The sequence below is a fragment of the Streptomyces sp. NPDC046866 genome (genome assembly GCF_040704625.1).
Taxonomy (GTDB): domain Bacteria; phylum Actinomycetota; class Actinomycetes; order Streptomycetales; family Streptomycetaceae; genus Streptomyces.
The window spans coordinates 32913-53320 of sequence record NZ_JBEYXN010000018.1 but is presented as its reverse complement, the minus strand read 5'-3'; the positions used below and the strand labels follow the sequence as shown (position 1 = coordinate 53320).

The following is a 20408-nucleotide window of genomic DNA, read 5'->3' as shown; positions in this document are numbered from 1 at the left end:
CGGTGGGGGTGACGACCTGCGGGGCCCGGCCGGGAAACGAGCGGCCGGGCCCCGCAAGCGGTCGTCGGGCGGTTACTTCGGGCCGAAGGTGAGGACGAGCTGCGGAGCCGCGTCCGCCGCCGTCGCCTCCGAGGACCAGATCCACAGCGGGTCGGTGCCCGCGGCGGTCAGGGCCATGCTGTAGCTGCCGCCGAGGACCGCGGTGAGCGCGGCGGTGTCGAGCTGGGCGCTCTGGACCGCCGAGCCGTCCGGGATGGCCGCGAACGTGCCGAGCGGCGCGGTGCCCACCGTCGGCCTGGTGTTGAAGGACGTGCCCGTGCCGCTCCAAGTGCCGGTGACCGGGACCACGGAGACGGTGTCGGCGGTGCCGGCGCCCGTCTGGGTGGTGGTCTTGACCTGGAGGGAGGCGGACTTCAGGACCTGGCCGGCCGGAGCGGCCGGCAGGTCGAAGCGCAGGTACGTCTCGTACACCGGGTTGCCGCGCACGGCGAGCGAGGTGGCGGCGCCGTTGGCGGTGCTCGGGGCGCCCTGGTTGACGTAGGTGTCCTCGGTCGGGGTGAGCTTGGAGACCGTGTCGGCGGGTGCCTTGGCCAGGTCGAAGTGGTTCTTGACCTGGGCGGCGGTCAGCGCCTTGCCGTAGACGGCGGTCTCGTCGATCTGCCCGGCGAAGAAGTTGCTGGTGGGCCTGGTCGGCCAGTTGCTGAGGTTGTCGCCGCCGACGTGCCAGTAGCCCGCGTACGAGGCGGAGTCGGTGTAGGCGGCCGTGCCCTTGCTCTGGCCGTCGACGTAGAGCGCCATGCCGGCCGGGCCCTGGGTGGCGACGACGTGGTGCCACTTGTTGTCGTTGTACGTGTCGAGCAGGCCCGTGGAGACGGTCCGGGTCGAGCCGCTGTACACGCCGAACACCAGGCGCCCGGTGTTGGTCATGTAGATCTGCTTGTCGTACGTGGTGCTGTTGCGCGAGGTGTTGTTGCCGAAGCCGACGAGCTTGCCGCCGCGCGTGGTGTTCGTCTTGAACCAGGTCTCGATGGTGTAGCTGCTGCCCACCGTCTGGCGGTGGTCGCTGTACACCTGCTGGCTGGTGCCGTTGAAGCCCATGGCCGTGCTCGCGCCGGTGACCGCGCCGGGCGTCTGGCGCAGGGCCGGGGCGTTCACCTGGACGCCGCTGGTGTTGCCGCCGTCCGAGGAGTCGGCCACGTACGGGCTGGAGGTGTCGTCGTAGCGCCAGTACAGCTGGGCGCCGTCGGCGCGGACCTGGTTCGGGTACGCCTGCGCCGAGGCCGGCACCGTCACGGAGGCGGTGGCCGACAGGGCGCTGGTGTTGCCCGCGCCGTCGGTGGCGGTCACCCGGTAGGTGTAGGTCTGGCCGGCCTTGACGGTGGTGTCGGTCCAGGAGGCCTGCGGCCGCTCGAACTCCAGGGAGTCGGCGGTCATCGTCTGGATCGGCGTGGAGGAGCCGTTGCGGTAGATGCGGTACGTCAGCTTGCTGTCGTCCGCGTCGTAGCTGGTGCGCCAGCGGACCTGGACCTCGCCGGGCTTGACGCTGGCGGCGCTGGCGACCGGGGTGGTCGGGGCGCCGACGTCGCCGGTGGAGGCGAAGCGGGTCAGGGACTGCTGCTCGGCGCCGTTGACGGTGGTGAACTCACCGCCGACCCACATGTACTTCGTGTCGCCCTTCTCCGCGACGGCCATGACGCGCGGGCCGATGCCTTCGCCGAGGCCGTCGTTGGTGTCGGGGAACCAGCCGAGCTTGCGCGGGCCCCGCACGAAGCCGTCCACCGGGGCGGGGGCGGCGCCGGTGTGGTCGGTGGGCTGGGCCAGCAGGTGGTGGCGCTTGCCGTCGGGGTACTCCAGCTCGGTGGAGCAGTCGTGCGCGTGCGAGGAGCTGTAGAGCACCCCGTCGTAGGGCAGGACGAACTGGGTGGCGCCGAGGCAGCGGTCGCGCCACTTCTCGCCGAAGTCGCTCAGGCGCAGGCCGATGCGGCCGTCGAAGACGCCGCCGCCGGAGCCCTCGTTGCCGGTGTAGAAGCCGGTGTCGTCGGTGGCGATGGACTTCACGACCGAGTTCGAGGGGATGGTGGAGTAGGTCTTGGCGACCTTGCCGGTGGCGGCGTCCACCACGGCGAGCGCGTGGGTGTTGGAGCCGTTGACGGAGAAGAAGTCGCCTCCGAGCAGGACGTTCTTGCCGTCCGGGGTGAGCGTGACCGCGCGGCCCGGCTCGTCGGCGTTGGCGGTGAAGGGCTTGACCGCCCCGGTGGCGGCGTCGACGGCGGCGAACCGCTCGCGGGTCTGGCCCTCGACGGTGCCGAAGTCGCCGGCCGCGTACAGGGTGTCGTCGGAGACGGCGAGCGCCCGCACGGTGGCGGGGAAGGCCGGGTGGAAGGAGGCCTTGGGGGTGCAGCTGTCGATGTCGATCGCCGCGACGCTGGAGACCGGGGTGCCGTTGACGGCGCCGAAGTAGCCGCCTGCGTAGAGGGTCTTCTTGTCCTTCGACACGGCGAGCGCGCGCACCGTGGCGGTGCCGTCGCCGATGGTGAAGGCCAGTCGGCAGGAGGCCGGGTTGCCCGTCGCGGCGTCGAGCGCGACGAAGTTGACCGCTTCCTGCTCGGTGCCGGAGCCGCCGGCCGGCGGGCGGACCGCGGAGAAGGTGCCGCCCGCGAAGACGGTCCCGTTCGCCTGGGCCATCGCCCAGACGGTCCCGTTGGGCTGCCACGTGGGCAGGCTGTCGGCGGTGAACGCCACGGGCGGGGTGATGGCGGAGGCCTCGGGCATCAGCACCAGGCCGAGCCCGGTGCCCGCACCGGCCAGTGACAGGACGAGGGCAGCTGTCAGCCCTCTGGATCTACGCATGAACCCCCCAGGGCTGTCGCCCGGTTCTGATGGCTGGAACTGTCCGAACAGCCATATGTACTGGCGCGACCAGGGCTCACGCGAAGCCCGGTCACCTCCCCCGTCCCCGGCAGGGAGGGCGCACTGCGGACATACGGCAGGTTTGCCCCGGTCACACACGTGGAGACCTGTGACGATGACCGGGGCAGGCAAATCGTAGGCGAAATATAAGGCCTCAGCGGTCGATACGGACGGTTGCACCGGCCAGTTGGTCCTCGACCTGGCGGATGTCGGCGTCGACCATGATCCGGGCCAGCTCGGCCACCAGGACCGTCGGCTTCCAGCCAAGCAGCTCCTGCGCCTTGGAGGCGTCGCCGATGAGGGCGTCGACCTCGCTGGGGCGCTCGTACTTGGCGTCGTAGCGCACGTGCTCGGTCCAGTCCAGGCCGGCGTGGGCGAAGGAGGACTCGACGAACTCGCGCACGGTGGCGGCGACTCCGGTGGCGACGACGTAGTCGGTCGGCTCGTCCTGCTGGAGCATCCGCCACATGGCGTCCACGTACTCGGGCGCGTAGCCCCAGTCGCGGACGGCGTCGAGGTTGCCGAGGTAGAGGTGCTCCTGGAGTCCGGCCTTGATCCGGGCGACCGCACGGGTGATCTTGCGGGTCACGAAGGTCTCGCCGCGGCGCGGGGACTCGTGGTTGAACAGGATCCCGTTGACGGCGAACATGTCGTACGCCTCGCGGTAGTTCACCGTGGTCCAGTACGCGAAGACCTTCGCGGCGCCGTACGGGCTGCGCGGGTGGAACGGGGTGTTCTCGTTCTGCGGGGGCGGGGTGGAGCCGAACATCTCCGAGGACGAGGCCTGGTAGATGCGGGTGTCCACGCCGCTCGCACGGATGGCCTCCAGCAGCCGCAGCGCGCCGAGTCCGGTCACGTCGCCCGTGTAGAGGGGGGCGTCGAAGGAGACGCGGACGTGCGACTGGGCACCGAGGTTGTACACCTCGTCGGGCTGGATCTCGCGCAGGAGGTTCACGAGGGCGACGCCGTCGGACAGGTCGGCGTGGTGCAGGACGAAGGACCGGTTGGCCGTCTGCGGGTCCTGGTAGATGTGGTCGATGCGCTCGGTGTTGAAGCTGGAGGACCGCCGCACGAGCCCGTGCACCGTGTAGCCCTTGGACAGCAGGAGCTCGGAGAGGTAGGAGCCGTCCTGCCCGGTGACGCCGGTGATCAGTGCGGTCTTGCCCATGTGGGTCCCCCCTTGGGATCGTTGCGATGTGTGGTTCTGAGGCTGCGGCGCCTCGGGGCCGGCGGGTTCCGGTCCGGCAGGCCGCCCCCGGGCGGCGGGACCGCCGTACCGCCTGGTCTCGCGGTCGGGCACAAGGCCGTTGGCCCGGCCCCGTGGGCTGGATGCGTACCGTACACGTCCCCGCGCCACGGCCTTCGGCCGGTGCCGCTGCGCGGGGCCGCCTCCCCTCCCCGCCCCTTCTCCCCAGCTACCGCTGGGAGGTGCCCCCAGAAACCGCGGGGCTCCGTCCCCGGTCCCCCCGTTCCGGGCGCTTCGAGCCCGGTGCGCTCCAACGCCGCGCGGGCTTGAACCAGCCGCGGCGGCGGGCTGGCATCATCGGCGGTATGACAAGTTCGCTGCCGCTGCTGCCCCCGAACGCCCGCGTCTTCGTCGCGGGCCACCGCGGCCTCGTGGGGTCCGCGGTCGCCCGCCGCCTGACCGCCGACGGGCACGAGGTGCTCACCCGGGGCCGTGCCGACCTCGACCTGCGCGACGCCGCCGCGACAGGGGCGTACCTGCGCGACGTCCGCCCCGACGCCGTGGTGCTGGCCGCCGCCAAGGTCGGCGGGATCATGGCCAACAGCACCTACCCCGTGCAGTTCCTGGAGGACAACCTCAAAATCCAGCTGAGCGTCATCGGCGGCGCGCACGCCGCCGGGGTGCGCCGGCTGCTGTTCCTCGGCTCGTCCTGCATCTACCCCAAGCTCGCCCCGCAGCCCATCGGCGAGGACGCCCTGCTGACCGGCCCGCTGGAGCCGACCAACGAGGCGTACGCCCTGGCGAAGATCGCCGGCATCGTCCAGGTGCAGTCGTACCGCAAGCAGTACGGGGCCTCGTACATCTCGGCCATGCCCACGAACCTCTACGGCCCGGGCGACAACTTCGACCTCGAGTCCTCGCACGTGCTGCCCGCGCTGATCCGGCGCTTCCACGAGGCGGCGGCCGAGGGGCGCGAGGAGGTCACCCTGTGGGGCAGCGGCACCCCGCGCCGCGAGTTCCTGCACGTGGACGACCTCGCGGACGCCTGCGCGGTGCTGCTGAACACCTACGACGGCGACGAGCCGGTCAACGTCGGCTGCGGTGAGGACCTGACGATCCGGGAGCTGGCCGAGACCGTCGCCGAGGTGACCGGCTTCGCGGGGCGCCTGGCCTGGGACACCTCCAAGCCCGACGGCACCCCGCGCAAGCTCCTGGACGTCGGCCGCCTGACCGCGCTGGGCTGGAAGCCGCGGATCGCACTGCGGGACGGCATCGCCGCCACCTACCGGTGGTGGCGCGAGCAGGGCTGAGCGCGGGGCGTGCCGACGCACCGGGCGGCGGCCCTCAGTACGCTCCGCGGCCGTCGACGACGGCGCGGAGCGTACGGCCCATGACGTCCATGTCGCTGGTGAAGGACCAGTTGTCGACGTACTGCAGGTCGAGCTGGATCGTCTCGTCCCAGGACAGGTCGGAGCGGCCGCTGATCTGCCAGAGCCCGGTCATGCCCGGCCGGACGGTGAGTCGGCGCAGCTCGACCTCGTCGTACCGCTCCACCTCCTCCGGCAGGGGCGGACGCGGCCCCACCAGCGACATGTGCCCCGTCAGCACGTTGAGCAGCTGGGGCAGTTCGTCCAGGGAGGTGCGGCGCAGGAGCCGGCCGACCCGGGTCACCCGGGGATCGCGCCGGATCTTGAACATCAGCCCGTCGTTCTCGTTGGCCCCGGTGAGCTCGTCCTTGAGCCGGTCCGCGTCGACGACCATGGTGCGGAACTTCCACATGGTGAAGGGGATGCCGTCGCGGCCGATGCGCTGCTGGCGGTAGAACGCCGGGCCGCGGGAGCCGAAGCGGATCGCGAGCACGATCGCGAGGAAGAGCGGGGAGAGCAGCAGCAGTCCGAGTGCGGCTCCCGCGCGGTCCAGGGCGGACTTGAGCACGGTCTGGATGCCGCGGCTGACCGGCGGTGCCACGCGCAGGACGGCGAGCCCGCCCGCGGAGAGGGTCTCCAGGCGCTTGACGGAGACCTCCACGAGGCCGGGGAAGACGGCGAGGTCCAGCCCCGCGTCGTGCAGCGCCCACGCCACCCGGCGCAGCCGCTCCCCCGCGATCCGTGCGCCGGGGGCCACGAGGACGAGGTCGGCGTGGTGGCTGCGGACGGCGCCGAGCACGGCGTCGGCGTCGGCGGCGGGGGCTTCGGGCGCCTCGGCGTCGAGCCGGGCCGCGACGGGCACGCCGCTGTCGAGGGGTCCGGGGCCGACCGGGACGACGCCGACGACGACGTACGGGTGGTCGGTGCGGGCGGCGAGGTGGGAGATGACGGATCCTGCGGCGGCGGGCTCGCCTATCACCAGCACCCGGCTGACGGCCTGGGCCTCGCGGCGGGCGGCGGACAGGTGGCGGTAGGTCAGTTTGCGGCAGGCCACGGTGAGCAGGAGGGCGGGCACGAGGGCGCCGAGGGCGGCCAGCCGCGGCGTGCTCTCACCGGTGAGCACGCGGGCGACGGCCAGGACACCGATCAGAATCAGCCAGTCGTGGAGGACCGGCAGCACTCCGCGGGACTCGCCGAGCGCCCGGTTCGCGTAGCGGCGGCGCAGGGCCTGCACGCCGGTCCACGCCAGGGCGGCGCCGAGGGCGCAGTACAGCGGCCGGACCTGCTGCGCCGCCTGGAAGACGAGCCCCACGGGCACGGCGGCGCCGAGGACGTCGGCGGCTACGGCGGCGGGCAGGTACCAGCGGGCTTTGTCGCCGATTCGCCGCACCGGGGCAGCAGCATGCTCAGCCGCTGCTCCGGCCACTCTTTGCGCAGGAAAATGGACATGCCTCATGGGCCCCCCTGGCACGTGGTCATGTGACGGTGGCGCATGCCCGCGGCTTCCCCTGGCCCGGGCGGATGGCGCACCGGCAAACAGTACGACAAACAGACTTACGCCATGTACCGATTGCCCGAACGGGTACCCCTGGTGCTCGAGCGTCGGCAATCGGTATGAGCTGCTCCGGATCGGGCGGCGGAGCCTCCCACGCGAAGGTGAATGGTTCGGATACCGGATACGTCTGCACGGTCAACGAACCCTTTCCGGCCAATCTTTTGACGCGCCCCTGACATTGCAACCGGCAGCTGGCACTCTTCGATCCGTTCTTCGCACCAGCCCTGCTCTGCCCGGAGGCCCACCCAGCCGTCCGGACCCCCCTTGCAGAAGGAGTCTGCGTTGAGTCCCACCCCCCACAGGCGTGCCCAGGCTGCCGGAGCGCTCGTCGCCGCGGCCGCACTGCTCGCCGTCGGCATCCAGGCCGGCACCGCCTCCGCCGACGCCACCGCGTCGCAGGGCCTGACCTCCGCCAAGTCCAACCCGGGCGCGGCACCGTACCAGCTGAGCCCCTCGGAGCGTGCGACGCTCATCAGCGAGGCCAACTCGACGACCGCCGCGGCGGCCAAGGCGCTCGGCCTCGGCGGCCAGGAGAAGCTCGTCGTGCGCGACGTGGTCAAGGACGCGGACGGCACCACCCACACCACGTACGAGCGGACCTACGCCGGCCTGCCCGTACTCGGCGGCGACCTGACGGTCCACGCCAAGGGCGGCGTGACCAAGAGCGTCACCAAGGCCACCCAGCACGAGATCAAGGTCCCGGACACCGACGCCTCCGTCACCGCGTCCGCGGCCGAGGGCCAGGCGGTCTCCGCGGCGAACTCCGCCGGCTCCAAGCAGTCCAAGCCCGCCAAGGGCGCCCGCAAGGTGATCTGGGCGGCCGAGGGCGCGCCCGTCCTCGCCTACGAGACCGTCGTCAGCGGCCTCCAGGACGACGGCACCCCGAGCGAGCTGCACGTGGTCACCGACGCCAAGACCGGCGCGAAGATCACCCAGTGGCAGGCCATCGAGACCGGCACCGGCAACACCATGTACAGCGGCCAGGTCCAGATGGGCACCTCCGGCTCGGGCAGCAGCTTCACGCTGACCGACGCCGGCCGCGGCGGCCACAAGACCTACAACCTCAACGGCGGCTCCTCCGGCACCGGCACGCTGTTCACCAACAGCACCGACGTCTGGGGCAACGGCAGCGCCTCCAACAAGGAGACCGCCGGCGCGGACGCCCACTACGGCGCCCAGCTGACGTGGGACTACTACAAGAACGTCCACGGCCGCAACGGCCTGCGCAACGACGGCGTGGCCCCCTACAGCCGGGTCCACTACGGCAACGCCTACGTCAACGCGTTCTGGGACGACTCCTGCTTCTGCATGACGTACGGCGACGGCACGAGCAACACGCACCCGCTGACGTCCATCGACGTGGCCGCGCACGAGATGACCCACGGCCTGACCTCGGTCACCGGCAACATGACCTACAGCGGTGAGCCCGGCGGCCTGAACGAGGCGACCTCCGACATCATGGCGGCGGCCGTCGAGTTCTACGCCAACAACCCGCAGGACGTCGGCGACTACCTCGTCGGCGAGAAGATCGACATCAACGGCGACGGCACCCCGCTGCGCTACATGGACAAGCCGAGCAAGGACGGCGGGTCGAAGGACTCGTGGTACTCCGGCATCGGCAGCATCGACGTCCACTACTCCTCGGGCCCGGCCAACCACTGGTTCTACCTGGCCTCCGAGGGCTCCGGCGCCAAGGTCATCAACGGCGTGAGCTACAACTCGCCGACCTCCGACGGCCTGCCCGTCACCGGCATAGGCCGCGACGCCGCCGCCAAGATCTGGTTCCGCGCGCTGACGGTGGGCTACTTCAAGTCCAACACGAACTACGCGGCCGCCCGCACGGCGACCCTCCAGGCCGCCGCCGACCTGTACGGCGCCGGCTCGGCCACGTACAACAACGCGGCGAACGCGTGGGCGGCCATCGCCGTCGGCCCGCGCATCAACGACGGCGTCACGGTCACCCAGATCGCCAACCAGACCACCAAGGTCAACACCGCGGTGAGCCTGCAGGTCCAGGCGACCAGCACCAACCCGGGCGCCCTGAGCTACGCGGCGAGCGGACTGCCGGCCGGCCTGTCCATCAACTCCTCGACGGGCCTGATCTCGGGCACGCCGACCACCACGGGCACGTCCAACGTGACGGTGACGGTGACCGACTCCGCCGGCAAGTCCGGTACGTCGTCCTTCACCTGGACGGTCAGCACCAACGAGCAGAACGTGTTCGAGAACACGAACGACTACACGATCAACGACAACTCCACCGTGGAGTCGCCGATCACCGTGTCGCGTTCGGGCAACGCCCCGAGCACCCTCAAGGTGGACGTGAACATCGTCCACACCTACGTCGGTGACCTCCGGGTCGACCTCGTCGCCCCCGACGGCACCGTCTACAACCTGCGCAACCGCACCGGCGGCAGCGCGGACAACATCGTCCAGAGCTTCACCGTGGACGCCTCCTCCGAGGTCGCGAGCGGCGTCTGGAAGCTGCGGGTGGCGGACCTCGCCAGCCTCGACACCGGCTACATCAACAGCTGGAAGCTCACCTTCTGACCCTTCGGGGCAGGTGCGCCTGACGGCTGACACGACACGGGGCCGTCCGGGAGAGACCCTCCCGGACGGCCCTGTTCCATGCGTGCGGCGACCGTCAGGGGATCGCCTTGAAGATCGCGTCGTACATGTCGGGCTCGTGCTGCTCCTCCGGGCCCTGCTGCTCCGGGCCCTGCTGCTCCGGGCCCTGCTGCTCGTCCCGGCCCATCTGCTCGTCCTCGGGGGCCTGCTCGTCCGCGGGAGCCTGCTGCTGGTCCTCACCCTGCTGCTGGTCGGGGCCCTGCTGCTGGTCCTCGCCCTGCTGCTGGTCGAGGCCCTGCTGCTGGTCCTGGTTCTGCTGCTCCTCCGGGGCCATCTGCTCGTCCCGGCCCTGCTGCTCCTCCGGGGCCATCTGCTCGTCCCGGCCCTGCTGCTCCTCGGAGGCCTGCTGCTCGTCCCGCGGCTGGTCCTGGAGCTGCTCCTGGCCCTGCGGCTCGTCGCGCGGCTGGTCGTCGTCGTCCGCGGCGATGACCTTGGTCGCCTGGCCCGCGGGGCGGTGGTCGCCGTTCGCCCCGTCGCGGCGGCTGCGGTAGTCGTCGTAGTAGTAGTCGTCGTAGCGGTCTTCGTCGACGTGCCTGGGCTTGAAGTACACCGAGCGCACCGACACGTTGTGGACCTCGTCACCCGGCTCCAGCGTCCGCGTCGCGCGCTCGTTGCAGCCGCGGTCCCGGAAGAGCACCGCGATCGAGTTCGTCTCGTTGCGCACGGCCGAGGCGGTTTCGTTGCGGGAGGTACCGGTCAGCTCGTAGCAGGTGTCGTTGTCCGCCGGACGGATCTCCCGGTACTCCCGGAGCCCGTCTTCGACGATGTACTGCAGTCTTCCCCGGATCCGGCCGTCGTCGCCGCCGTGTTCGGCGGCCAGCGAGCTGCCGGCCGTGGGAAGGGCGAGGCTGAGTGCTCCGAGGAACGCAAGGGCAGTGGGGCGAAGGCGCATGGGGGGGCGATCCGTTCTGTGGGTACGGGATGCCGGTCCGGTGGCATCCAGCGGGCAGCGTAGGAGCGCGGCCCACCGGTGAATCGGTTCGGCATGCGCAGGCGTTCGCAGGTTCACCCGCCCGGCAGGTCCCATGGGCCATACGGCAGCCCGGGGTGGCGCCGTACGGCCCTACCGCCCCTCAGACGGGGGTGCGTTCGCCCGCCGGGGCCGCTCCCCGTGCCCCGGCCGCGGCGTCCCCGCCCCCCTGTGGCGCCCCGGCACCGGCCGCGGGCCGCGGGCGCACGAGCAGGACCACGGCCACCGCGCCGAGCAGCCCCATCACGCCCGAGGCCGCGAAGGTCTCGCGCAGCCCGGACGCGAACGCCTCCTCGACCCAGGCCCGGGCGGCGGGCGCGGCCGCCAGCAGCCGGGCCGCCCCGCCGGACGCCAGCACCTCGGCGGTGCCCTCGGGCCGGCCGGAGCCGGCGAGCCCGTCGGCCAGCCCGGCGCGGAACAGCGTGCCGAGGACCGCGACGCCGAAGGCCATGCCGAGCTGGCGCGCGGCGTTCAGCGCACCGCCGGCCATGCCCGCCCGGTCCGGGGCCACGGCGCCCATCACCGTGGCGGCCAGCGGCGGGAGCGCCGCCCCGACTCCCGCACCGGTCACCAGCAGCCCCGGGACCAGGGCCGGCCAGCCGTCGCCCGCGTCCAGCATCCAGGCCTGGAGCAGCGCGCCCGCGACGATGAGGAGCAGCCCGCCGCCGATCGTCAGCCGGGCCGGGACCCCCTGCAGCAGCCGCCCGGCCGCGGCGGAGACGAGGAAGGCGGCCAGGCTCAGCGGCACCAGCACCAGCCCGGCGCCGACGGGGCCCATGCCCTCGACGGTCTGCAGCCACAGGGACACGTACATGAGGTACGAGAACGCGGCGCCGGACAGCAGCAGGGCCGCGGCCATGACGCCGGTGAAGGTCCGGTCGCGGAACAGCGACAGGTCCAGCATCGGGTGGGCGCTGCGCAGTTCGGCGACGGCGAAGACGGCGAAGGCGGCGGCGCCCAGCCCGAACAGGACGAGCGGGGCGGTCGCGCCCCAGCCGTCCTCCCCGGCCCGGATCAGTGCGTAGGTGACCAGGCCCGCGCCCGCGGTGAAGGCGGCCATGCCGGGCAGGTCCAGGCCCCGGGTGTGCGGGGCGCGGGACTCGGCCACCGCCCTGAGGGTGACGTACACGGCGAGCGCGCAGACGGGGAGGTTGACGAAGAAGATCCAGCGCCAGCCGAAGTGCTCGGTGATCAGACCGCCGAGGATCGGCCCGGCCGCGGCGGCCGCGCCGCTGACCGCACCCCAGACGCCGAAGGCGACGCCCCGGTCGCGGCCCTGGTAGGCCTGGCTGAGCAGGGCCATGGTGGTGGCGAACATCGCGGCGGCGCCGACGCCCTGCACGGCGCGGAAGGCGATCAGCGCGCCGGGCCCGTCGGCCAGCCCGCAGGCGAGCGAGGAGGCGGCGAAGAGGGCGAGTCCGCCGAGGTAGACGGCGCGCCGGCCGATCCGGTCGGCGAGGGAGCCCGCGCCGAGCAGGAGGGCGGCGAGGGCCAGGGCGTATCCGTCCATGACCCATTGCAGGGCGGCGAAGCCGGTGTCCATGTCGGAGGCCATGTCGGGCAGGGCGACGGTGACGATGGTGACGTCGACCAGGAGCATGAACGCTCCGAGGCACACCGCCGCCAGGGGCAGCCATTTGCGCATGCGGAATCTCCTCGGTAGGGCGGGAAGGACTCCAGCCTCGGGGCGCCGCCCCGCACGGCCCACCCGCAGGCCGCCCGGTGCCGGATTTCGCCCGGGAATCGCCCTGCGATGATGGAAACCATGATTCCCGTGCCGTACGACGCCCTCGACCAGGCCCTGATCCAGGCGCTGATGGTCGACGGCCGGGCCTCCTTCCGCCGGATCGCACAGGTGCTGGAGGTCTCCGACCAGACGGTGGTGCGCCGGTACCGCCGGCTGCGGACCTCCGGCCTGATCCGGGTGGTGGGGCTCCCGGTGGGCCCCCGCGTCGGGCTGTTCGAGTCCTGGCTGCGGGTGCAGTGCGCGCCCGACGCCGCGGTCGCCGTCGCCGAGGCGCTGGCCCGGCGGCCCGACAGCGCCTGGGTGAAGCTCACCTCCGGGGGCACCGAGATCCACTGCCTCACCAAGGCGCGGACCAGCCAGGACCGCGACCTGCTGCTGCTGGAGAAGCTGCCGCGCACCCGGCGGGTGACCGCGGTCAGCGCCCAGACCATCCTGCGGGTGTTCCGCGGCGGCCCGTCGCGCTGGAAGGGCCTGGACGTGCTGCGGCCCGACCAGGTCGCGGCGCTGGAGCCGCCCGCTGCGCAGCCCTCGCCCGAGCGGTACGCCCTGGATGCGCAGGAGCTGGCGCTGCTGGCGGTCCTGGGCCGGGACGGCCGGTCGAGCAGCGCCGAACTGGCCCGTGCCACCGGCCTGTCGGAGTCCACCGCGCGGCGCCGGGTGGAGCGGCTGCGGGAGGAGGGGGCGCTGTACCTGGACGTGGAGCTGGTCCCGGCGCTGTTCGGGTACGAGACGGAGGCCTCGCTGATGATGACCGCGGCCCCGGGCCGGCTGGCGCAGGTGGGCGAGGCCCTGGCCGGGCATCCCGAGGTGGCGTTCGCCGCCGCCGTGACGGGGGCGACGAACCTGAAGGTGTCGCTGGTGTGCCGGGACACCGACGCGCTGTACACGTACCTGACCGAGCGGATCGGCTCGGTGCCCGGCATCCAGCAGGTGGAGGCGATACCGACCCTGCGGACGGTCAAGCGGGCCGGGATGCTGGTGGAGGGCGGGCGGCTGGTGGACCCGCCGCCCGCCCCCTGACACCGCGCGCCGCGGCTGCAAAGCTGCGACCGCAGCCGCAGCCGCAGCCGGCTAGCGCAGCAGCACGCCGTCCTGCGCGCCCGCGTCACCGGCCGCGCCGGCGTCCGCCGGGGCGGCGACCAGCCCCAGTTCGGCCGGGGAGGCCAGCAGCGGGTGCGCCGGCAGGATCCGGACGGTGTAGCCGAAGGGCCCGGTGCGGTCGAGGGCGAGCGGGCCCTCGTACGTCCAGCGGCCCTCCAGGTCCGGTCCGGCGGCCGGCTTCAGCGGGAACGTCCGCCCGCCCTGGATCACGTCCTGCGCATCGACCCGGCCGGCGACGGCCTGCACCTCCACGTCCTCGGGCGCCAGCGCGTCGAGCGCCACGCGCACCCGCAGCGTGAGGGTGGCGCCGAGTTCGGCGGTGCCGTTCACCGGAGCCGCGGCCAGCGCCTCCACGTGCTCGACGGCGACCTGCGGCCAGGCCGCCCGGACCCGCCCCTTCCACCAGGCCAGGTCCCGGGCCGCCGCCGGTTTCAGCGCCCGGTGGGCGCGCGCGGCCGGCGCGTACAGCCGCTCCACGTACTCGCGCACCATCCGCCCGGCGAGCACCTTGGGTCCCAGGGAGACCAGGGTGCGCCGGACCATCTCGATCCAGCGCACGGGCAGCCCGCTGCGGCCGGTGCGGTCGTAGAACCGGGGTGCGACCCGGTCCTCGATCAGCTCGTAGAGGGCGGCCGCCTCCAGGTCGTCGCGCCGGTCCTCGTCCCGGCCGAGCCCGTCGGCGGTGGGGATGGCCCAGCCGAAGTCGGGCTCGAACCACTCGTCCCACCAGCCGTCGAGGACCGACAGGTTGAGACAGCCGTTGAGGGCGGCCTTCATCCCGCTGGTGCCGCAGGCCTCCAGCGGGCGCAGGGGGTTGTTGAGCCAGACGTCGCAGCCCGGGTAGAGCTTCTGCGCCATGGCCATGCCGTAGTCGGGCAGGAAGACGATGCGGTGGCGCACCCGCGGGTCGTCGGCGAAGCGGACCAGCTCCTGCACCAGCCGCTTGCCGCCGTCGTCGGCCGGGTGGGCCTTGCCCGCGACGACGATCTGCACGGGCCGGTCGGGGTGCAGCAGCAGGCCGCGCAGCCGCTCGGGGTCGCGCAGCATCAGCGTGAGCCGCTTGTAGGAGGGCACGCGGCGGGCGAAGCCGATGGTGAGGACGTCGGGGTCGAGGACGTCGTCCACCCAGCCGAGTTCCGCCTCGGCGGCCCCGCGCTGGCGCCAGGAGGCCCGCAGCCGCTCCCGTACCTCCAGCACCAGCTGTTCGCGCAGGCCGCGGCGCAGGTCCCAGATGTCCTGGTCGGCGATGTCCGCGACCGCGTCCCAGCGCTGGGAGCCGCCCACCGAGAGGGCGTCCTCGGTCCGGCCGGCGCCGATCTGGCGCGCCCCGAGCCGGACGACCTCGGGGGCCACCCAGGTCGGCGCGTGCACGCCGTTGGTGATGGAGGTGATGGGGACGTCGGCGGGGTCGAATCCCGGCCACAGCCCCGCGAACATGCCGCGGCTGACGGCGCCGTGCAGGGTGGAGACGCCGTTGGCGCGCTGGGCCAGGCGCAGCCCCATCACGGCCATGTTGAACACGCCCGGGTCGCCTCCGGGGTAGGTCTCGGCGCCCAGTTCGAGGATCCGGTCGACGGGTACGCCGGCCAGCTCGGCGCCGGTGCCGAAGTGGCGGGCGACCAGGGCGCGGTCGAAGCGGTCGATGCCGGCGGGGACGGGGGTGTGGGTGGTGAAGACGGTGCCGGCCCGGACCGCCTCGACGGCCGCGTCGAAGCCGAGGCCGTGCTCCCCGTCGAGTTCCCTTATGCGCTCCAGCCCGAGGAAGCCCGCGTGTCCCTCGTTGGTGTGGAACACCTCGGGGGCGGGGTGCCCCGTGAGGGTGCAGTACGTGCGCACCGCGCGCACGCCGCCGATGCCGAGCAGCATCTCCTGGAGCAGGCGGTGGTCGCTGCCGCCGCCGTAGAGCCGGTCGGTCACCTCGCGGGCGGCGGCGTCGTTGTCCTCGACGTCCGAGTCGAGCAGGAGCAGCGGGACCCGGCCGACGCGGGCCTGCCAGACGTGGGCGTGCAGGGCCCGGCCGCCGGGCAGGCTCAGCGAGACCCGGGCCGGGGTGCCCTCGGCGTCCCGCAGCAGGGACAGGGGGAGCTCGTTGGGGTCGAGGACGGGGTAGTGCTCCTGCTGCCAGCCGTCGCGGGAGAGGGACTGGCGGAAGTACCCGTGCCGGTACAGCAGTCCGACGCCGATGAGCGGGGCGCCGAGGTCGCTGGCGGCCTTGAGGTGGTCCCCGGCCAGGATGCCGAGGCCGCCGGAGTACTGGGGCAGGGCGGCGGTGATGCCGAATTCCGGCGAGAAGTAGGCGATGGCGGCGGGCAGGTCGGCGGCGTCCCGGTGGGTCTGGTACCAGCGGGCGCCGTGCACGTAGTCGTCGAGGTCGGCGGCGGCGACGGCGAGGCGGCGCAGGAACCGCCGGTCGCCGGCCAGCTCGTCGAGCCGCGCGGCGGATGCGGAGCCGAGCAGCCGGACGGGATCGCCGCCCGCCGCGTGCCAGCCCTCGGGGTCGACGGATTGGAAGAGTTCGCGGGTCTCCGTGTGCCACGACCAGCGCAGGTTGCGTGCGAGGTCGGCCAGCGGCAGCAGGGGGTCGGGGAGTACGGGGCGTACGGTGAATCGACGGATAGCCTTCACGCGTTCCACCTTCGCAGGCAAGGGCGGACAGGAGCGGCCGCACCACGCTGTGCGCCCGCGCAACAACACCCCCGGAAGGCTAGCCGCGGCGCCGCCCGCGCTGCCACGGCGCCTCGGTCGGCCCTCCACCGCCTTGCGAGACTCGCTCCTTCGTGTGGTTCCGGTGACCCCTGGGACGGGGGGTTTCCGGCCCCGCGCGGGCGGGTCCGGCGCTCGTACCTCCGGTAGTCCCGACGGACTTGACGGAGCATGGCCGGAAGTCGGCCAAGGGCTTGGTGGAGGCCGCAGGACTACGTACGAGTAGTTAACCAAGTGCGCGGATTGGGCGCGTCAGGAGTGGGAAGGGCTCCCCGCGTACCTGCACGGCACACCTCGCCCAACCCTCTCCCGCCACCCGAGTGAACGCGGACAGGAGCGGCCATGCCCGCAGCCGAGCCGTCTTCCGAGCGGCTAGAAACAGAGCGAACAGAGCGTGCACTACCGGTCGGCATCGTCCCGGCCGGCCTGTTGACACCGAGCCCTGCGAACTGCCCCCAGGTGATCCCATCATGATCGGTCGCATTCCCGTGCTGGACGTCCGCCCCGCCGTCGACTGCGGTGCCAGACCCGCCAAGGCGGTGGTGGACGAGGTCTTCGAGATCTCCGCCACCGTGTTCCGCGAGGGCCACGACGCCGTCGCCGCCCACGTCGTGCTGCGGGACCCGAGCGGCAAGCTGCGGCCGCCCGTGCCGATGCGCGAGCTCGCCCCCGGCACCGACCGGTGGGGGGCCCGGGTGTCCGCCGACACCGAGGGGAGGTGGACGTACACCGTCGAGGCCTGGAGCGATCCGCTGGCCACCTGGCGGGCGCACGCCGCGGTGAAGATCCCGGCCGGGATCGACCCGGGGCTGACGCTGCTGGAGGGGGCCGAACTCTACGAGCAGGCCGCCGCGAAGATCCCCAAGCGGGACGGGCGGGCGCACGTCCTGGCCGCCGCCGAGGCGATGCGCGACGAGGACAGGCCGGTCGCCGAGCGGTACGCGGCGGCCCTGGAGCCCGAGGCGGAGGCCGCGCTCGCCCGGCGCCCTTACCGGGAGCTGGTGTCGGCGGCCAAGGGCCTGCCGCTGCTGGTGGAGCGCAAGCGGGCGCTGTTCGGCTCCTGGTACGAGATGTTCCCCCGGTCCGAGGGGGCCGTGGTCGAGCCCGGCGCCGCACCGGTCAGCGGCACCTTCCGCACCGCCGCCGAGCGCCTTCCGGCCATCGCCGCGATGGGCTTCGACGTGGTGTACCTGCCGCCGATCCACCCCATCGGGAGCACCTTCCGCAAGGGGCCCAACAACACGTTGTCGGCCGGGAGTTGGGACCCCGGTGTGCCGTGGGCCATCGGCTCCACCGAGGGCGGCCACGACGCCGTCCACCCGGAGCTGGGCACCCTGGAGGACTTCGACGCCTTCGTCGCCCGGGCCCGCGAGCTCCAGCTGGAGGTCGCGCTGGACTTCGCACTGCAGTGCTCGCCCGACCACCCGTGGGTGGAGAAGCACCCCGAGTGGTTCCGCCACCGCGCCGACGGCACGATCGCGTACGCCGAGAACCCGCCGAAGAAGTACCAGGACATCTACCCGATCCACTTCGACACCGACATGGCCGGCATCGTCGAGGAGACCGTCCGCATCCTGCGGCACTGGATGGACCACGGCGTCCGCATCTTCCGGGTGGACAATCCGCACACCAAGCCGGTCGTCTTCTGGCAGAAGGTGATCGCGGACATCAACAGGACCGACCCGGACGTGATCTTCCTGGCCGAGGCCTTCACCCGGCCGGCCATGATGCGGGCGCTCGCCGCGATCGGCTTCCAGCAGTCCTACACGTACTTCACCTGGCGCAACACGAAGGCGGAGCTGACCGAGTACCTGACCGAGCTCTCGGACGACCGTTCGGCCTCGGTGATGCGGCCGAACTTCTTCGTCAACACCCCGGACATCCTCCACGCCTACCTGCAGCGCGGCGGCCGCCCCGCCTTCGAGGTCCGCGCCGTCCTGGCCGCCACCCTCTCCCCCACCTGGGGCATCTACGCCGGCTACGAGCTGTGCGAGAACACCCCGGTCCGCGAGGGCAGCGAGGAGTACCTGCACTCCGAGAAGTACGAGCTGCGGCCGCGCGACTGGGCGGCCGCCGAGCGCGACGGAACGACCATCGCCCCGCTGATCACCACGCTGAACCGGGTGCGCCGGCGCAACCCCGCCCTGCAGCAGCTGCGCGACATCCATTTCCACACGACCGACAACGACCAGGTGATCGCCTATTCGAAGCGCGCGGGCGCCAATTCCGTACTGGTGGTCGTCAACCTCGATCCGCACCACACCCAGGAGGCGACCGTCTCGTTGGACATGCCGGTACTCGGCCTCGACTGGCACGGGTCCCTCGCGGTGCGCGACGAGCTCACCGGCGAGACCTATCACTGGGGCAGGGCGAACTACGTGCGCCTCGAGCCGGGCCGCACACCCGCGCACGTACTGACCGCTCTGCGACCGTCCCCGCCCACCGGAGGGTCACCCACCACATGATGATCAACGATCCCGTCCACGACACCTTCGAGGACACCCCCGCCAAGGACCGCGACCCCGACTGGTTCAAGCGGGCCGTCTTCTACGAGGTCCTGGTCCGTTCCTTCCACGACAGCAACGGCGACGGCGTGGGGGACCTCAAGGGGCTCACGCAGAAGCTGGACTACCTCCAGTGGCTGGGCGTCGACTGCCTCTGGCTGCCGCCGTTCTTCGCCTCACCGCTGCGGGACGGGGGCTACGACGTCTCCGACTACACCTCGGTGCTGCCCGAGTTCGGCGACCTCGCCGACTTCGTGGAGTTCGTCGACGCCGCGCACCAGCGGGGCATGCGCGTGATCATCGACTTCGTCATGAACCACACGAGCGACCAGCACGAGTGGTTCCAGCAGTCCCGCAAGGACCCGGACGGGCCCTACGGCGACTACTACGTGTGGGCGGACAACGACAAGCAGTACCAGGACGCCCGGATCATCTTCATCGACACCGAGACGTCGAACTGGACCTACGACCCGGTCCGCAAGCAGTACTACTGGCACCGGTTCTTCTCGCACCAGCCCGACCTCAACTACGAGAACCCGGCCGTGCAGGAGGAGATCATCTCCGCCCTGCGCTTCTGGCTGGACCTCGGCATCGACGGCTTCCGGCTCGACGCCGTGCCGTACCTCTTCGCCGAGGAGGGCACCAACTGCGAGAACCTGCCCCGCACCCACTCGTTCCTGAAGAGGGTGCGCGCCGAGATCGACGCGCACTACCCCGACACCGTCCTGCTCGCCGAGGCCAACCAGTGGCCGGAGGACGTCGTCGACTACTTCGGGAACTACGCCGCCGGGGGGGACGAGTGCCACATGGCGTTCCACTTCCCCGTCATGCCGCGCATCTTCATGGCGGTGCGAAGAGAGTCCCGCTACCCGGTCTCCGAGATCCTGGCCAAGACCCCGCAGATCCCGGACCGCTGCCAGTGGGGCATCTTCCTGCGCAACCACGACGAGCTCACCCTCGAAATGGTCACGGACGAAGAGCGCGACTACATGTACGCCGAGTACGCCAAGGACCCGCGCATGCGGGCCAACATCGGCATCCGGCGCCGGCTCGCCCCGCTCCTCGACAACGACCGGCACCAGATCGAGCTGTTCACCGCCCTGCTGCTGTCCCTGCCCGGCTCGCCGATCCTCTACTACGGCGACGAGATCGGCATGGGCGACAACATCTGGCTCGGCGACCGCGACGGGGTACGCACCCCGATGCAGTGGACCCCCGACCGCAACGCCGGTTTCTCCTCCTGCGATCCGGGCAGGCTGAACCTGCCCGTCATCATGGACCCGGTCTACGGGTACCAGGTCACCAACGTCGAGGCGGCGATGTCCTCGCCGTCCTCGCTGCTGCACTGGACCCGCAGGCTCATCGAGGTCCGCAAGGCGAACCCGGCCTTCGGCCTCGGCTCGTACACCGAACTGCCGTCGTCCAACCCGGCGGTGCTGGCGTTCCTGCGCGAGTACGGCGACGACCTCGTGCTGTGCGTGCACAACTTCTCCCGCTTCGCCCAGCCCACCGAGCTGGACCTGCAGTCGTTCAACGGGCGGGTCCCGGTGGAGCTCACCGGCGACGTGCGCTTCCCGCCGATCGGCGAGTGGCCGTACCTGCTCACCCTCGCGGGGCACGGCTTCTACTGGTTCCGCCTGCGCACCGAGTAGGCGGGGCCGGCGGGCCGGCACGTGCATGCCGGCCCGGCAGGCGGGCAACCGCAGGAGGCGCACCGCCGCAGGCACGAACCGGCTC

The 20408-nt window shown here is 72.1% G+C and carries 11 protein-coding genes; 5 read left to right on the top strand and 6 right to left on the bottom strand.

What is annotated here, in order from left to right:
• Window positions 1–72: 72 nt before the first annotated feature.
• Together AB0953_RS24130 and gmd are read right to left on the bottom strand one after the other, a co-directional pair.
• A complete protein-coding gene (locus AB0953_RS24130; RefSeq protein WP_366861628.1) occupies window positions 73–2850 on the bottom strand; it encodes a LamG-like jellyroll fold domain-containing protein in 2778 nt (925 codons plus the stop codon).
• Between the two features lie 214 nt (window positions 2851–3064).
• On the bottom strand, window positions 3065–4078 hold the full coding sequence (gene gmd / locus AB0953_RS24125) for a GDP-mannose 4,6-dehydratase (RefSeq protein ID WP_366861627.1): 1014 nt from the start codon (window positions 4076–4078) through the stop codon (window positions 3065–3067).
• A 383-nt stretch (window positions 4079–4461) separates the two neighbouring features.
• Here gmd and AB0953_RS24120 point away from each other — a divergent pair, with 383 nt between their 5' ends.
• Window positions 4462–5406 (top strand): GDP-L-fucose synthase, encoded by a 945-nt coding sequence (locus tag AB0953_RS24120; RefSeq protein WP_366861626.1) that lies wholly within the window; start codon window positions 4462–4464, stop codon window positions 5404–5406.
• A 34-nt stretch (window positions 5407–5440) separates the two neighbouring features.
• On the opposite strand, the gene AB0953_RS24115 is transcribed toward AB0953_RS24120, so the two are convergent.
• A complete protein-coding gene (locus tag AB0953_RS24115) occupies window positions 5441–6919 on the bottom strand; it encodes a sugar transferase (protein WP_366861625.1) in 1479 nt (492 codons plus the stop codon).
• Window positions 6920–7300: 381 nt separating this feature from the next.
• Between AB0953_RS24115 and AB0953_RS24110 the strand changes: the two genes are divergently transcribed.
• Window positions 7301–9568: a M4 family metallopeptidase gene (locus AB0953_RS24110; protein WP_366861624.1), complete on the top strand. Its 2268-nt coding sequence runs from the start codon at window positions 7301–7303 to the stop codon at window positions 9566–9568.
• A 94-nt stretch (window positions 9569–9662) separates the two neighbouring features.
• Here the strand turns inward: AB0953_RS24110 and AB0953_RS24105 are convergent, their stop codons facing one another.
• Both AB0953_RS24105 and AB0953_RS24100 read right to left on the bottom strand, forming a co-directional pair.
• The gene (locus AB0953_RS24105) at window positions 9663–10538 is read right to left on the bottom strand and encodes a hypothetical protein (RefSeq protein WP_366861623.1); all 876 of its coding nucleotides are present in this window, start codon (window positions 10536–10538) and stop codon (window positions 9663–9665) included.
• A 181-nt stretch (window positions 10539–10719) separates the two neighbouring features.
• Entirely contained in the window at window positions 10720–12261 is a 1542-nt protein-coding gene (locus AB0953_RS24100; RefSeq protein ID WP_366861622.1) for an MFS transporter, read from the bottom strand.
• 120 nt (window positions 12262–12381) lie between these two features.
• Here AB0953_RS24100 and AB0953_RS24095 point away from each other — a divergent pair, with 120 nt between their 5' ends.
• On the top strand, window positions 12382–13383 hold the full coding sequence (locus tag AB0953_RS24095; RefSeq protein WP_366861621.1) for an AsnC family transcriptional regulator: 1002 nt from the start codon (window positions 12382–12384) through the stop codon (window positions 13381–13383).
• A gap of 51 nt (window positions 13384–13434) precedes the next feature.
• On the opposite strand, the gene glgP is transcribed toward AB0953_RS24095, so the two are convergent.
• Window positions 13435–16089, bottom strand: coding sequence for an alpha-glucan family phosphorylase (gene glgP / locus AB0953_RS24090; RefSeq protein ID WP_366861620.1), 2655 nt, complete (start codon window positions 16087–16089; stop codon window positions 13435–13437).
• Window positions 16090–16637: 548 nt separating this feature from the next.
• On the opposite strand from glgP, the gene AB0953_RS24085 reads away from it, so the two are divergent.
• Both AB0953_RS24085 and treS read left to right on the top strand, forming a co-directional pair.
• Window positions 16638–18632 (top strand): alpha-1,4-glucan--maltose-1-phosphate maltosyltransferase, encoded by a 1995-nt coding sequence (locus tag AB0953_RS24085; RefSeq protein WP_366861618.1) that lies wholly within the window; start codon window positions 16638–16640, stop codon window positions 18630–18632.
• Complete coding sequence (gene treS, locus AB0953_RS24080; protein ID WP_366861617.1) at window positions 18629–20323, top strand: maltose alpha-D-glucosyltransferase; 1695 nt, start codon at window positions 18629–18631, stop codon at window positions 20321–20323. The genes AB0953_RS24085 and treS overlap by 4 nt, the downstream gene beginning before the upstream one ends.
• Window positions 20324–20408 lie beyond the last annotated feature (85 nt).

Excerpts from the sequence above, each read along its gene's own strand:
- AB0953_RS24130 (WP_366861628.1), bottom strand. The coding sequence starts at position 2,850 with ATGCGTAGATCCAGAGGGCTGACAGCTGCCCTCGTCCTGTCACTGGCC.
- gmd (WP_366861627.1), bottom strand. The coding sequence starts at position 4,078 with ATGGGCAAGACCGCACTGATCACCGGCGTCACCGGGCAGGACGGCTCC.
- AB0953_RS24120 (WP_366861626.1), top strand. The coding sequence starts at position 4,462 with ATGACAAGTTCGCTGCCGCTGCTGCCCCCGAACGCCCGCGTCTTCGTC.
- AB0953_RS24115 (WP_366861625.1), bottom strand. The coding sequence starts at position 6,919 with ATGAGGCATGTCCATTTTCCTGCGCAAAGAGTGGCCGGAGCAGCGGCT.
- AB0953_RS24105 (WP_366861623.1), bottom strand. The coding sequence starts at position 10,538 with ATGCGCCTTCGCCCCACTGCCCTTGCGTTCCTCGGAGCACTCAGCCTC.
- AB0953_RS24100 (WP_366861622.1), bottom strand. The coding sequence starts at position 12,261 with ATGCGCAAATGGCTGCCCCTGGCGGCGGTGTGCCTCGGAGCGTTCATG.
- AB0953_RS24095 (WP_366861621.1), top strand. The coding sequence starts at position 12,382 with ATGATTCCCGTGCCGTACGACGCCCTCGACCAGGCCCTGATCCAGGCG.
- AB0953_RS24085 (WP_366861618.1), top strand. The coding sequence starts at position 16,638 with ATGATCGGTCGCATTCCCGTGCTGGACGTCCGCCCCGCCGTCGACTGC.
- treS (WP_366861617.1), top strand. The coding sequence starts at position 18,629 with ATGATGATCAACGATCCCGTCCACGACACCTTCGAGGACACCCCCGCC.